The sequence below is a fragment of the Prosthecobacter algae genome, from assembly GCF_039542385.1.
In the GTDB taxonomy this organism is placed as follows: domain Bacteria; phylum Verrucomicrobiota; class Verrucomicrobiia; order Verrucomicrobiales; family Verrucomicrobiaceae; genus Prosthecobacter; species Prosthecobacter algae.
In genome coordinates, this window is the sequence record NZ_BAABIA010000007.1 from 132,626 (window position 1) to 146,626 (window position 14,001).

At 58.9% G+C, this 14,001-nt stretch carries 10 protein-coding genes; 4 read left to right on the plus strand and 6 right to left on the minus strand.

All coding sequences use genetic code 11. From position 1 onward, the window contains the following. Positions 1-69 precede the first annotated feature (69 nt). Entirely contained in the window at positions 70-1,068 is a 999-nt protein-coding gene (locus ABEB25_RS17000) for a hypothetical protein (RefSeq protein ID WP_345737628.1), read from the plus strand. 11 nt (positions 1,069-1,079) lie between these two features. Here ABEB25_RS17000 and ABEB25_RS17005 read toward each other — a convergent pair whose 3' ends face one another. Both ABEB25_RS17005 and ABEB25_RS17010 read right to left on the minus strand, forming a co-directional pair. Beyond that, positions 1,080-4,709 (minus strand): lipocalin-like domain-containing protein, encoded by a 3,630-nt coding sequence (locus ABEB25_RS17005; RefSeq protein WP_345737629.1) that lies wholly within the window; start codon positions 4,707-4,709, stop codon positions 1,080-1,082. Between the two features lie 59 nt (positions 4,710-4,768). Next, positions 4,769-5,446, minus strand: a complete 678-nt coding sequence (locus ABEB25_RS17010; RefSeq protein WP_345737630.1) for an ABC transporter ATP-binding protein — start codon at positions 5,444-5,446, stop codon at positions 4,769-4,771. Between the two features lie 141 nt (positions 5,447-5,587). Here ABEB25_RS17010 and ABEB25_RS17015 point away from each other — a divergent pair, with 141 nt between their 5' ends. After that, a complete protein-coding gene (locus ABEB25_RS17015; protein WP_345737631.1) occupies positions 5,588-6,247 on the plus strand; it encodes a hypothetical protein in 660 nt (219 codons plus the stop codon). A gap of 36 nt (positions 6,248-6,283) precedes the next feature. On the opposite strand, the gene aspS is transcribed toward ABEB25_RS17015, so the two are convergent. The 3 genes from aspS to ABEB25_RS17030 all read right to left on the minus strand — a co-directional run bounded on the left by aspS (position 6,284) and on the right by ABEB25_RS17030 (position 11,144). Next, entirely contained in the window at positions 6,284-8,116 is a 1,833-nt protein-coding gene (aspS, locus tag ABEB25_RS17020; protein WP_345737632.1) for an aspartate--tRNA ligase, read from the minus strand. 134 nt (positions 8,117-8,250) lie between these two features. After that, the gene (locus ABEB25_RS17025) at positions 8,251-9,606 is read right to left on the minus strand and encodes a C40 family peptidase (protein WP_345737633.1); all 1,356 of its coding nucleotides are present in this window, start codon (positions 9,604-9,606) and stop codon (positions 8,251-8,253) included. Positions 9,607-9,854: 248 nt separating this feature from the next. Further along, on the minus strand, positions 9,855-11,144 hold the full coding sequence (locus ABEB25_RS17030; RefSeq protein ID WP_345737634.1) for an outer membrane protein assembly factor BamB family protein: 1,290 nt from the start codon (positions 11,142-11,144) through the stop codon (positions 9,855-9,857). 462 nt (positions 11,145-11,606) lie between these two features. On the opposite strand from ABEB25_RS17030, the gene ABEB25_RS17035 reads away from it, so the two are divergent. Beyond that, positions 11,607-12,245, plus strand: coding sequence for an RNA recognition motif domain-containing protein (locus ABEB25_RS17035; RefSeq protein ID WP_345737635.1), 639 nt, complete (start codon positions 11,607-11,609; stop codon positions 12,243-12,245). A 221-nt stretch (positions 12,246-12,466) separates the two neighbouring features. Next, positions 12,467-12,952 (plus strand): sterol desaturase family protein, encoded by a 486-nt coding sequence (locus ABEB25_RS17040; RefSeq protein WP_345737636.1) that lies wholly within the window; start codon positions 12,467-12,469, stop codon positions 12,950-12,952. Positions 12,953-13,034: 82 nt separating this feature from the next. Here the strand turns inward: ABEB25_RS17040 and trxB are convergent, their stop codons facing one another. Then, positions 13,035-13,967 (minus strand): thioredoxin-disulfide reductase, encoded by a 933-nt coding sequence (trxB, locus tag ABEB25_RS17045; protein WP_345737637.1) that lies wholly within the window; start codon positions 13,965-13,967, stop codon positions 13,035-13,037. Positions 13,968-14,001 lie beyond the last annotated feature (34 nt).

Below are 14,001 nucleotides of genomic sequence, written 5' to 3' on the forward strand. Positions count from 1 at the left end.
ACTCGGCTTTAATGAGCCAAAATTTCTGGTTTGGAATACATCCTGATAAGATGTTAAGTCGCCGCCGCCATGCCCTTTAAGCCCGACCACGCCCTGAACCTCATCACCCGCGCCCAAAAGCTGGGTCGGCTGGCGCATGCCTACCTCATCACGGGCCCTCGCGAAGCCGACCGTGAAGGCTTTGCGGCCCAGGTCATGAGCCTTGTGACTGCCGCCCGGCACTCGGATCTGGATTCCTGGTCCCAGGAAGGGGCCATCATCCTGCGCCCGCAGAGCAAATCCCGACGAATCAAGGTGGGGGACGATGCCGATGATGTGGGCACCATCCGCTACCTGGAGCGCATGATTCACCGCACCACCGGCCCTGGCGGCTACAAGCTTGGAGTCATCGTGGATGCCGAGCGCATGAACGACCAGGCACAGAATGCCTTTCTCAAAACCCTGGAAGAGCCTCCTCCGCGCACCCTGCTGCTGCTGCTCACCACCCAGCCCGGCCAGCTCCTGCCCACCATCCGCTCCCGCGTCATCGAAATTCCCCTGCTGCCACCAGGAGGCTTGCGCAAATTCACGGAGCACGAGCAAAAGCTGCTGGCCGTTTTGGAAAAGCTGACCCGCAGCCAGGCTGGCGGCAGCATCTCTGCCGCACTTGGGCTGAAAGCAGATTTCCAAGCCATCCTAGAAGACCTGCATGGCGACATCAAAGAGGAGCAGGAAGACGAATTCGAAAAGGAGCAGGACCACTACAAGCAGACCACCGATGGGGCCTGGCTGAAGCAGCGTGAGGAGCAGGTGACGGCGCAAATCGAGGCCACCTACCTACAGCAGCGCGATGCTTTGATGGATCTTTTGCTCGCCTGGATGGGCGACATCGCCCGGCAGCAGGTCGGGGCGGAGCATCTCGATCTCCCCGAATACGCAGCCGCTACAGCAGCCCTCGCCCAACGCTGGGATCCAGGTGAAACCACCAAACGGCTGCGCACCCTGCGTCAGCTGGAATCTCACCTGCACACGAATGTGAACGAAGGCCTGGCCCTCGAAGTCGGTTTCATTCAGGCCTTTGGCAAATAGCCCGCAGCACCTCAGGGTTCCTGGCCGAACCACACGCTCATGGCCTTGCCAGAGTAGCCCGTCATCTCCAGGTACCCCTGCCCTGTGATCTCGCGGCCATTGGACTTACCGCTGTAATCCACAGCCCCCTCCCAATAGCCTAGCCCCGGAGTCGCCTCCGCTCTAAACTCCTGGTTGGGCAAAACAGCACTGCTTTTTAAAGTGATGCCGTGGCCAGGAATCTCAATCTGCCACTGGATGGGATAGGCAGCCCCTCCGGGCGACTTCCAGACCTGGCCTGGAGACAGCTTGAAGTCCTTGGCCGTCAGGCTCACCACACGGCCATCGGGACGAATCAGGGTTCCCGCACTGGAATCGCTTTTGGCATCGCCACGCAGTTGGAAAAGCATCAGATCGCTGCCATCACTGAGCTGCGCGCTGAACCAGTCCCAGCCGACGGTGCCCTTTTCCAGAAAGCTGGTGCCAAACTCATGATCCATCCAGGTTTCGCCCGTGATCTCAAAGGTGGTGTCTCCCACCCGAATATTGCCGCGCGTGGGCATGCGCGTGAGTGAGTAATAATGACTGGCATTGCCAGCCGTCACACCTTTTTGGCTGATGCCATCCGCCCCGTGAATGACAGGCGGCTTTCCGGAGTCCAGTTCCAGTTCGATTGCAAAATCTCGATCCCCCGCCTTCATAGCAAACTTCCCGTTAGGCAGAGTCAGGCATTGCCAATCCTCATTCCAGACGCGCTGCTCCGTCGCCCCGGCCAGGCCGGGGCCTGCACGGTTCAGGCGATCAGCATGATAGTACTTTTTCCCGGCCACATCGGTCAGGGCCAGATGCGCCATCCACACATCGCGCAGCGCCCAGGGAGATTTCACCGCAGGCTCAGCCACCGCACCGATGCGGAAGAAGGTGAGCTGATAGCCGAAGCGATCTCCTCCCTTCGACTTCACGTTCCCCGTGAAATACCACCACTCAATCTTGTGCTGCGGATGCTGCCCGTGATCTCGCGGGAATGCATAAGTGTAACCCGGCACCGAGGGTTTCCACTCCTGGGCCCCAGCACCCCAGGGACAAAGCAGAACCAACAGCGCACTGGCCACAAAAGTGCGCGAGACACTGCGCCGCGCAGGCCACAGTCCCGCGATCATGGTGCCCACGATGGTCAGCAATGTCGAGCCCAGAAGAAAGAGCCAGGGCGTGTAAAACTGGATGCTCCAGCCAAAACTCTGCGGGTTGATCACATGGATGAGCACCAGCGAAAGCAGCATGCCCACCACCAGCCCCAGTCCCTGGCTGACCGCGCCCAGCAACCCAGACTCGATGACAATCGTGCGCCTCACCTGCGCAGCCTCCGCCCCTGCAATCCGCAGCAAACGAATCTCCTCTTTCCGTTCCAGAACCAGCGTCATCATGGTCGCCGCCACTCCCGCCATGGCAACGAGGATGGCGATGATCTCCAGCGCCCAGGTGATGGCAAAGGTGCTGTCAAAGATTCGAAGCACCTCCTGCCGCAAACCGGTGTTGGTAAAGATGGCGACAAAACCCCGTCCATCGAGCTGCTGCACCAGTTCTGTCTTCACCGCCTCAGCATCGGTCCCAGGCTTCAGATACATTGCCACATGAGTGGGCAGACTCTCGCCAAACCAATTTTGAAACAAGCTCTTGTCCATGGTCAGGGTGCCGCTGTCATTGGAGTAATCATAAAACTGCGCCGCGATTCGGAAAGCGTGATCCCCCTTCGGAGTGGGCAGTGTCACCAGATCTCCCTCCTTCACGCCAAAACGCAGCGCAAAACTTTCCGAGACGAAGACCTCCCCTTTGTCCTTGGCCTGACGCATCATCGCCTTGGCATCCCCACGCGTCTTCATCGAGATCCGTCCATGCTGCATCTGCACCTCAAAATCTCCGGTGCCCAGCTTGATGATGCGGTCCTGATAAGGCAGGTCCATGGAACGATACCCGTCAAAGGTCAGCACAGCAGGGTGCTCGCGCAGCGTCTTGAGTGTGGCTTCTGAAAAGGTCGGCGGGCTTTGGCTGCGCGGCGGAGTACCTGGACGCACATAGAGATCCGCACCCAGGGTTTGATCCACCCAATACAGCACCGTCTGCCGAAAGCTGCCCACCATCACGGCAATGGCCACCGTCAGGGCCAGGCTTACCGCCAGCGCTGCGACAGACACAGAAAGCCGATGGGTCGAGGCCCGGATTTGCGAAGCCGCCAATCGGCCTTCAATGCCAAAAATTCGCCCTAAAATCCCGCGCAGCAGTTGCGCCGTTCCGCGCAGCACCATCGGCACCAGCAGGGACATTCCGGCAATGGCACATAGGCAGGCAAAATAGCCCCACAAGGGCAGACCTGCCACAGCGGGCTGCCTTGCCGCAGCATAACCAACGATGAGACAAAGAACAGCAGGCAGCCACAGCCCCCACTTCCTTTTGGATCCAACCGAGTGGCTCTGCGCGGCGGAACCACTCTCACGCATGGCTTCCATCGGTGTCACCTGGGCCGCCTCGCGTGCAGGCAGCGCAGCTGCCAGCAGGGACAAAGGCAGGGCCACCCCAAACGCCATGGCCCAATGCCCCCATGCCAAAGCAGGCACCTGGGCGGCGGTCGCCACATAGAGCGTGTCCACTGTGGTGGAGGTCAGCGCGATGGCCGCCTCAGCCATCACCTTGGCCAAAGGCACGCCCAGCAAAGCTCCCATGAGTCCCAGAAGGGTTGCCTCCCCCAAAAACAATCGCAGCACCTGTCCCTGGGTCACCCCTAATGTGCGCAGCATGCCGATCTCCCGCCGCCGGGTCATCACCGCCACAGAAACCGTGTTGTAGATCAGGAACAGCCCCACCACGAGGGCGATGCCAGAGAGCATGGTGAGATTAAAATGAAAAGCCGCCAGCATCTTTTCCACGGCGGCACTGCGGCGCTGGGGTCGCGAAACAGAAAGGCCCACTCCCAGCCGTTGTTTCACTTCTTGTTCGGCATCCTCCACCTTGGCTCCCTCATGCAGGCGAAGCTCGATGCGATCAATGCGCCCAGGTTTGTCCAGGATCACCTGCGCATTCGCGATGTCCATGATGGCCAAAGACTGCGCCGCCAGGGCAGACTGGGGCCCCTTTTTCCCATCAGCCTCCCCTGTCCCCAAAATCGCCGAAATGGCGCACATCCGCTCACGATCGCCCACTAGCAGCTTCAGCGAATCGCCTTGCTTGAGCTGATGACGCTGAGCAAAGGTGCGGGTGAGGAGAAGCGAATCAGGCTTCCCTAGCAGCGCCATGAGTTCCATCCCTGAGGCTGTGCCCGTGTTCCCGCCAGAGACGGCATAGTCACGCAGCGCAGGATCACGCATGGCATCCACGCCGATGATCCGCAGCATCTCACGGCTTTCTCCAGCGACGGCCATGACATCGGATTCTATGACAGGTGTTGCGATGCCAAACTCACGCAACCAAGACAGGCCAGGCAGCAATGTTTCATCCACGCCTAAAGGTGCCGAGGTGATCTCCAGGGCGGCCTTGCCAGAGACTGCATCCAAGGCCGCTGAAAAGCCACGCAGCGAACCGCTGTTCGCCAGCTGGATGGCCAGCATCACCGCGACACCCAACATCACCCCCAGCGCAGTCAATGCCGTGCGTACAGGCTCGGCTAGCATCGGGCGAAGGATGAAACATCGGAATAAAGAAAAACGGTTCATAGGCTGAATCGCGTTTTTCATTCCACCACTCGGCCGTCCTTCATTCGCAGAGTCTGTTTGGCCACCGCCGCCACTTGGGCATCATGAGTGGCCATCAGAATGGCTATGCCGAGATCCCGGTTCAGTTCTTGGAAAAGCTCCAGCACCCGCTGGCCATTGCTGCTGTCCAGGCTGCCCGTCGGTTCATCGGCAATCAGCAGCGCCGGTTCATGGATCACCGCACGGGCCAGGGCGGCACGCTGGGCCTCCCCGCCAGACACTTGGTTAGGGTAATGGTCCAGCCGATGGTCAATGCCGACCCGATGGGCCAAAGAGCGGGCTTTTTCAAAAGCCGTTTTCTCACTCACCCGTGCCAGCAAAAGCGGCATGGCGATATTTTCCAGCACGCTCAGAGTCGGCAGCAGATTGAAGAACTGAAACACAAAGCCGATCCTCTCCCGCCGCAGCCGGGTGAGGTCAGCATCATTCATCGTGGTCACCTCACGACCGTCGAGTTTCAGCGAGCCCGAGTCCGCCTTGTCCATCGCCCCGCAAAGCTGGAGAAGGGTGGACTTGCCACACCCTGAAGGCCCCATCACCGCCACAAAAGCGCCTGCATCCAGGCTCAATGAAACCCCGCGCAGCGCAGGCACGGCCGACTCAGCCAAGGCATAACTGCGATGAAGATCGGTAGCGGCAAGAATGGCTTCAGGCATGGGTAGTAGATAAACGTGCGTAATGAAGCTCCAGTTGCGCAGCAGTCTGACTCATAGCAATGGCATTCTTGCCACCTTTACATTCTTCCCTGCCTGCGATTCATGCAATCTCCTCTTCCCCAATCATCAGGAATTTTCACCATGATTGGAGCCGCCTTCCGGCAGAACCGGACCGCCTGTCTGCTGCTGAATGTGCTGGTGATCACCTTGGTGACTTCTTACTACCAAGTCCCCGCAGTGGCGGGAGTCTGGGAGGCCATTGGCAATTTTAAACTGCGCTGGTCCTTCGCCTTCTCACTCACCTCCACGATCTTTGCCGCCGCCGTTCTTCCCTTTTGTGTTCAGGCGCTGATGGGCACATTGCCAGAGGGCGCACGGTGGAAACACCTCATCCTGAGCATGCTGTTCTGGGGCTATCGCGGCATGGAAATCGACCTGTTTTACCGCTTTCAGGGTTTCGTCTTTGGAGATGGCAATGATGTCTTCACCCTCCTCAAAAAGGTGGCTCTCGACCAGTTCCTTTTCAGCCCGGTCTGGTTTGTACCCACCTACCTCATTGCCCTTCGCTGGATTGATCTGGGAGCCAGCTGGAAGCGCACCTGGGCCTCCTTGGACCGCCATTTCTGGATGCGCACCTGCCCAGCCGTCATGGTCACCAACTGGCTCGTCTGGATCCCAGCCCTGGCACTCATCTACAGCCTCCCCGCCGCTCTCCAGTTCCCGCTCTTCTCCGTCGTGATGTGCTTCTTCGTCCTCATCGTGACACTTCTGGCAGGAAGAAAAAGGGCCGTTGGAGAATGACTCCAACGGCCCAAAATTAAATCAAATCAACTGTTCTCAGATAATCGGTGCCCCGGGCACGGTCCCCGCCGCGGCCTCGGCCTTCTTTTCCTTCCAAGTGCTCTGGATGTAGAGCTCGCGGAGGGCTTTGAAGTCCACGTTCGTAGGGCTGTCGGTCATGAGGTCGCAGGCCTTGTTGTTTTTCGGGAAGGCAATCACCTCGCGGATGCTGTCTTCACCGCAAACCAGCATGGCGATGCGGTCCAAACCGAGGGCGAGACCACCGTGCGGAGGTGCGCCAAATTTGAAGGCTTCCAGGATGTGGCTGAACTTGAGCTGCTGTTCCTCAGGCGTGACGCCGAGAACGCTGAACATCTTGGCCTGGAGGTCGCTTTCGTGGATTCGGATGGAGCCGCCGCCGAGTTCGTAGCCGTTGAGGACCACGTCATAGGCTTCTGCACGCACCTTGCCGTATTCGCCAGCTTCCAGCAGCGGCACGTCCTCCGCCTTCGGGCGGGTGAAGGGGTGATGCACCGCCACCCAGCTCTGGTCTTCAGGGCTGTAGGCCAGGAGCGGGAAGTCCACGACCCAGAGGAAGTTCAGCGCGGTGCTGCCCTTCGTCAGTTGCATCATGCTGGCGATTTCCAGACGGACCTTGCCCAGGATGTTGCAGGCGTCTTCCCAGGTGCCGGCATAGAAGAAAATGATGTCGCCTTCTTCGCCATTCATCTTCTCGACGAGGGCCTTCTGCTCGACCTCACCAAAGAACTTCCACAGCGGAGACTTGTACTCACCGTTTTCGATTTTGATGAAAGCCAGCTGCTTCACCTTCATGCCAGCCTGGATCGCCAGTTCGTTCAGGCGAATCATCTGCCCGGTGGTGATGCCCGCGAAGCCCTTGGCGTTGATGGCACGCACCACACCGCCGTTTTCCAGCGTGCTGCGGAAAATTTTGAAGCCGCTCTCCGCGAACACATCGGCCATGTCCGTGATCTCAAGGCCGTAACGGGTGTCCGGCTTGTCAGAGCCGTAACGGTCCATGGCTTCCTGGTAAGTGATGCGCGGGAACGAAGTGGGGATGTCCACGCCCTGTCCGGCTTTGAACATGCTGCCGAGCAAACCTTCGACGAGGGTCACAATGTCGTTCTGCTCAATGAAGCTGGCCTCGATGTCAATCTGAGTGAACTCAGGCTGACGGTCGGCGCGCAGATCTTCATCGCGGAAGCAACGGGCGATCTGGAAATAGCGCTCCAGGCCAGCCACCATGAGGAGCTGCTTGTACTGCTGCGGGGCCTGAGGCAGGGCAAAAAACTTGCTCGGGCTGAGACGCGCCGGCACCAGGAAATCGCGGGCACCTTCGGGGGTCGGGTTGGAAAGGATGGGGGTCTCCACTTCCACAAAGCCGTTGCCGTCCAGGTAGTTGCGGGCTGCGTTGGTGATCTTGTGACGCGTGCGGATGTTTTTGTTCATCCGCTCACGGCGCAGGTCCAGGTAACGGTACTTCATGCGCATGTCCTCGTTGGACAGCTCACGATCCAGATGGAAAGGCAGCACGTCGGACTTGTTCAGCACCTTGAGTTCCAGGGCCACCACTTCAACACTGCCCGTTGGCAGCTTGGCGTTTTCCGTACCGGTGAGGCGGGCGGAAACTTTGCCGATGATCTGCACCACGTCTTCGTCACGCAGGACATGGCTTTGGGCAGCGACTTCCGCGTTTTCTTCCGGGCGGAAAACCACCTGGGTGAGGCCTTCGCGGTCGCGCAGGTCAATGAAGATCACGCCGCCATGATCACGGGCCGAATTCACCCAGCCACAAAGTGTGACGGTCTGGCCGATGTGCTCTGGGCGGACGGCGTTGCAGTGAAGGGAGCGGTAGGCGTTCGGAATCATGGCTGAAAGGGGCGCGGAAATTCGGGGGAAAACGCCAGAGTGCAAGAGCTACTTGGTGCCCTGCCCTGCTCAAAGGCCAAAATGCAACGGCTCAAGAACCCGCCGTGCGTTCATCCACCCCATCCACACTGCCCTCATCGTCCGGACGGGAGCGACCTTTTAACATCTTCAAAAAAGTCACCTGCGGCCCTTTTAGCTTTGTCCAAAGGAGTGGGGGGCGGCGGTGCGGGTTTTGCCTTCGCCACCGACTTTGACTTGGTCGTTGTCGAGCGGTTCTGAGTCGTGCTCTTCGGCTTCGCGGGAGCTGATTTTGAGGTGCTCGCTACCTTGGCCGACGACGGCTTGTCTGCCGAAGCCTTGGATTTCGAAGAGGTCGCAGGCTTGTCTGCCTCAGCTTTCTCAGAAGAGGTTGAAGCCATGGACTTGGTCTCCGACTCCACACGAATCGCCGGACGGACCTCCTCAGAAACCGACGCCACGGAAGTTTCCACCATCTCCTTTTTAGCAGGCGGCAGGTCCGGTTTCGAGGCCGGGGCTTTGCTGGAAGCGACTTCAGTCTTCTTGCCCCCCGGGCTCTCAGATTTGGAAATGTCTGTTTTCTGTTCAGGCGGGGACTCGGCGACCTTAGAGGGCTGGGCCATCTTTCCAGCGTCGTCAGCAGCGACGGTTTCGGTAGAAGTCGCCACTACCACTTCCGGTTTAGGAGGCTCAGGTTTGATCTCGATCTTGCCCACTCCAGGGATCATGCCAAAACCATAGAAGCTGGCGGAGCTGGTGGACTTAGGCAGAGAGAAATCAAAGACACTCACGCCTGTGCGGCGTTTGCCCTGATACGCACGGCCATCGCTGGCACCAAAGACCACATGCTTGCCGCTATTTTTCAGCTTGCCCAAATAGAGCATGACGTGGGTCACTGGGATTTCACGCGGAGCGGTTGTGTAAGTGCCGGACCAGAAAAGCAGGTCCCCCGGCTGGAGAGCCGAGAATTCGGGGTGCGTCAGGGCATCGGCCTTCTGGACACGGTGCAGCAAGGTCTTATCCTTCACCCAAGCCGCCATCTCATTCGATTGCCGGGGCACGCCTTTGAATCCAAAATCATGCAGCACATAATAAATGGTGCCGGAACAATCCATCCCCCCTTTCTTCGGATCCGCCGAACCAAAGGTGTAGGTCAGGTTGAGTTTGGTGAGACCCAGCGATTTGCGAATGAGCTGCTGGATCTGAGGCGCGTAGTGTTCGAAATTCTGGATGTCTTCCACTTCAATGCTGCTGACGGCTGCCACAGCGGGGCCTTCCGTAGATGGCCCTTCCTTGATGGCATCGGATTCCTTGGTGTCAGCTTTGGCCGCATCCGCCTTCGGTTTGGCTGCACTGCTCTTCTCCGCAGCAGCTTTGGAGGAAGAGCCGGACTTGCTGCCCTTTTTCTCGGAAGTCTGGGCCTGCGTCATCGCGGCAAAAGCCACCAGAGCGAACGTTAAGATTCGTTTCATACTCTACTTTTGAAGCAAGGCCGGGGCCGTTTGTTCACATCCGCCTCATTTCACGCCTTCTGCACGGGTCTAAAACCCGCATTTACCAGGGGAAGAATCTCCATCTTGGCCAGGAGAGTCTATCCGAATGCCCAGCCCTATGTCGGTTACATCCGTGGCAAAACGCCCCAGCCATTGCAACCAATCGGGCATTTCGCCTGATTACAAGTCAGGCGAGAAACCATATTCACAGCCGCACAGTCGGCGACTTATGGCAGCGGGGAACCCTTCGCCCCGATGCACCAGAGCATCTTCTCCGTGCGCACATAGATGCGGCCGTCGCCAATGGCGGGAGTCGCATTGATGGTGCTGTCGAGTTTGTTGGCAGAAAGCTGCTCAAACTTGTCACCGGCTTTCAGGACGATGAGATCGCCCTGCTGGCTGCCGCAGTAGATTTTGCCATCGCCGGCCACCGGGCTGCTGAAGAACTTGCTGCTGCCGCTGCTGCCATTCACACGCTCTTCGTAGATGAGTTCGCCCGTCTTGAATTTGACGGTCTTCAAGATGCCGCCATCACCCAGGAGATACATGTTGTCACCCATCACCAGCGGTGAGGGCACATAGGGCAGCCCCTTGCTGAAGGTGAAGTTCACAGGCTTGGGCTTGGCGCCAGTGATGTCGATAGCGGCAAATTCCTTCACTCCGCCACCTGTGCCGAAAGTGCAGAAGTACACACCATCATGCAGGACGCCGGAGCCGAGGCTGCGCTGCTTGTAGCCTTCGTTATGCTGCCAGTTGATCTTACCCGTGGCCGGGTCAATGCCCATCACGCCACTCGCATTGTTGGTGCAGATGATTTCCTTTTTGCCATCGGCCCGCACATTCAGCACAGGGGTGGAGTAGGTGTTCAGGCAATTCGGAATTTCCAGACGCCAGACCTGCTTGCCCGTCTTGGAATCCAGGCCCACCACGCAGCTTTTCCATTTTTGTTGCTCAGGGTCCTCGGTGTAAACCTTCCCGTCACGCTGCCAGTCGAACTCGCTGCGCACAATCATGATGCCGTCCACGACGATGGGAGAAATCCCCGTCCCGTGCTCATGGATGTAATCGGCCACATGCTCATTCTTCCACACCTGTTTGCCGCTGTGGTCCAAGGCCAGGGCCTGAATGGTCGTGCCCGTCCCCCAGTTCACGTAAATGCGCTCTGCATCCACAAAGACCGAGCTGCTGGCAAAGCTGTTGAAATTATGCTTTTTATGCTCCGCAAAGCTTTCTTCGTGCCGCCACAGCTCGCTGCCGTCTTTAGCGCTCAGGGCAATCACCGCATGTTTTCCTGGGCCGGTTTCTGCCGTGACGAAAATTTTGTCCTCCCAAAGGACAGGGGAAGACCACCCCTTGTCCAGTTCCACCTTCCAGAGCGTCGATTCCGCCGTTACTGACTCTGGTAGGCCGCTGGTTTCAGCCACCCCCGTGCCGTTAGGTCCACGAAAGCGGCTCCAGTCCGTCTTGGCTGAGGCGAAAGTGGCAAACAGGAGGGCAAGGGCGAAGGTGACTTTCATGGATAGCGGGCAGAATGACGGACGCTTGTATCGTTGGCGAGGCCCATTTTCTTTCGCCAAAGACTTTCCCCGCCCCCTCAGAATCGGCAGTTGACCAGTCTCGTCCAGACAGTTAGGCTGATTTTGCAGTTAATCAGAGCATCGGTGCTCTGAGGCCGACTACCCCCACCTAACCTTGCGGAATGTGCCACGCCAGACCTCTGATCGTGCCTAAAGCTATGAATGGACCAGCGATAGCATCGCGGGGCGGCCTCATCGTGACTTGTGGTCACACGCACCGGGACCCCGTGTGGTCCGGCTCAGTCGACTGCGGCACCCAATGGGGCTGCGACGATCCGCATCGGCGGTCCGTCACCCGGCCCGGCCTCGTGGATGTGACCTGGAGTCCATCCCCACTGCCGAACCCCAGCACGCCTCATGGCGCGGTGCCCAGAACCCAACCCACCCCAGAACGAACGACCCATGTCAGACACGACTACCCAAGGAAACAATCGCCGCCGCCGCAACCGTGGTGGCCGCAATCGCCCAGGCTCTAACAGCCAGGGTCCACGCCCAGGCAGCACCCCACGTGCCGGCCACCAGGAGCCAACCGGCCTTCAGAAATTCCTCAGCGCCATCTCCTTTGGCCTGCTCGGCAAAACCAAGTCCCTTCCCCGTGCTGCCACCCCGCAGCCACGGAGCACCAGCAACAGCAGCCCCCGCTCGGAATCTTCCGGCAACCGCGAAAACCGCGACCGTGACAGCCGCCCACCGCGCGAGGCCAAACCCCGTCGTGAGCCAGCCTCCGTCAGTCCGGCCGACATCACCACCGAGCGTCTCTACGTCGGCAACCTGTCCTATGATGCCACCGAGAGCGACCTTTTCGAGCTCTTCAGCGGTCTGGGCAGCGTGCGCAACTGCGAAGTCGTGGTGAACAACCGCACCCAGCGTTCCAAAGGCTTCGCCTTCGTCACCATGGGCAGCGTGGATGAAGCTCGCCGTGCCGTTCAGGAACTGGGTGGCAAAGATTTCATGAATCGCGCCCTCCAGCTCAGCGGAGCCAAGCCGATCGGCTCTGGCGAAGGCCGCGACAGCCGCGACGACGAAAGCAGCGACAATTAATCGCCCTTCGTTCTCCTTTGAAGCCCGTCTTCCCGAGAGGGTCGGCGGGCTTTTTTGTCCCATTATCGCTCTGCAATTCGTATTGACTAGCAAGGCATTTGCAACGAATGCCCGCGCTCTCATCAACCTGTATGGATTTTTTCTGGATCTGGTCACTCATTGGCTTCGCACTCGCAGTTATTTACGGATCGTTCTTTGAATGGTCGGTTCACAAGTTCCTCATGCACCGTCCCTTCGGTGGATTTCAATATGCCTTCCGCGCCCATGCCGTGGTTCACCATCAGGTCTTCAAGGCGGACCACACCTACCACCTCATTCATGACCATGACAAGGAGACCATACCCATGGCATGGTGGAATGGCCCGGTTCTCATCCTGCTGAGCGCCATCCCTTTTGCCCTCGTTTCCTGGTTCATCGGCCAGTGGGGCCTCGTCACGGGAGCCGCCATCGGCATGACCAGCTACTACGTCATGTATGAGCGCATCCACTGGTGCATGCACTTGCCAAAGTCGCGTCGCCTGGAGCAGTCCTGGCTCTTCCGTCGTCTGAATGGCCACCACCTTCTGCATCACCGCTACATGCACAAAAACTTCAATGTGGTCTTCCCTCTGGCGGATCTTTGCCTGGGCACCCTCATGCTACGCGCCAAGACTCGCTTTGCCCAGGCCATGGGCCCCTCCGTCCCTGACGTGCAGCCCCGGGCCTGAATAAGCCGCTGAGGAAACCTCCCCAATAAAAAGCCCCGCTGTCCGAAAACAGCGGGGCTTTTTGTTGCTCGGTTTGGGCGGCTCAATGCACGCCGATGTCAGCGAGGTAACGCTCGGCTTCCAGCGCCGCTGCGCATCCCTGCCCTGCGGCGGTGATGGCCTGGCGGTAAACGTGGTCAGCCACGTCACCAGCAGCAAAGAGGCCTTCCGTCTTAGTGCGGGTGCCCTGGGTCTGCAGGATGTAGCCACCTTCGTCCGTGTCCACTAGGTCTCCCAGGAAGCCAGCGTTGGGCACATGGCCGATTGCCACAAACACGCACTTCAGTTCCAGTTCGCGCTTTTCACCCGTCACCAGGTTTTCCAGCATCACGGCGCGCATCTCGCCTTTTTCGTCGGTCAGGTACTCGCACACGGTGCTGTCCCACACGGGTTCGATCTTTGGATTGGCCAGTGCGCGGTCCGCCATGATTTTCGAGGCACGCAGGGTATCGCGGCGATGGATCAGATAGACCTTGCTCGCGAACTTGGTCAAAAAGCCCGCCTCTTCACAGGCGCTGTCGCCACCACCGATGACGCACACCGGCACATTGCGGTAAAAAGCGCCGTCACAGGTCGCGCAGCTCGTCAGGCCATGGCCGATCAGGCCCTTTTCATTAGGCAGGCCCAGGTGCTTGGGGGAAGCTCCGGTAGCAATGATCACCGTGCGTGCCTCACGCACCGTGCCATCGTCGCTCACCACTTCGAAATGGCCTTCCGCCGTCTTTTTCACGCTGTTGACCAAGGTATACTCGATGCGTGCCCCGAATTTTTCCGCCTGCGACTGCATGTTCATCATCAGCTCAGGCCCCATGATGCCATTCGGGAAACCGGGGAAGTTTTCCACTTCCGTGGTCGTGGTCAACTGCCCACCCGGCTGGTTGCCAGAAAGAATCAGAGGGTTCAAATTTGCGCGTCCCGTGTAAATGGCGGCGGTGAAACCCGCGCAGCCGGTGCCGATGATGATGACGTTTTCCATGATGAGGGTGTAAAAGAGGTAACGAATGATGGGG

Bases quoted from the DNA above. Each gene is read 5' to 3' on its own strand.
- ABEB25_RS17000 (WP_345737628.1), top strand. From the start codon at position 70: ATGCCCTTTAAGCCCGACCACGCCCTGAACCTCATCACCCGCGCCCAA.
- ABEB25_RS17005 (WP_345737629.1), bottom strand. From the start codon at position 4,709: ATGCTAGCCGAGCCTGTACGCACGGCATTGACTGCGCTGGGGGTGATG.
- ABEB25_RS17010 (WP_345737630.1), bottom strand. From the start codon at position 5,446: ATGCCTGAAGCCATTCTTGCCGCTACCGATCTTCATCGCAGTTATGCC.
- ABEB25_RS17015 (WP_345737631.1), top strand. From the start codon at position 5,588: ATGATTGGAGCCGCCTTCCGGCAGAACCGGACCGCCTGTCTGCTGCTG.
- aspS (WP_345737632.1), bottom strand. From the start codon at position 8,116: ATGATTCCGAACGCCTACCGCTCCCTTCACTGCAACGCCGTCCGCCCA.
- ABEB25_RS17025 (WP_345737633.1), bottom strand. From the start codon at position 9,606: ATGAAACGAATCTTAACGTTCGCTCTGGTGGCTTTTGCCGCGATGACG.
- ABEB25_RS17030 (WP_345737634.1), bottom strand. From the start codon at position 11,144: ATGAAAGTCACCTTCGCCCTTGCCCTCCTGTTTGCCACTTTCGCCTCA.
- ABEB25_RS17035 (WP_345737635.1), top strand. From the start codon at position 11,607: ATGTCAGACACGACTACCCAAGGAAACAATCGCCGCCGCCGCAACCGT.
- ABEB25_RS17040 (WP_345737636.1), top strand. From the start codon at position 12,467: ATGCACCGTCCCTTCGGTGGATTTCAATATGCCTTCCGCGCCCATGCC.
- trxB (WP_345737637.1), bottom strand. From the start codon at position 13,967: ATGGAAAACGTCATCATCATCGGCACCGGCTGCGCGGGTTTCACCGCC.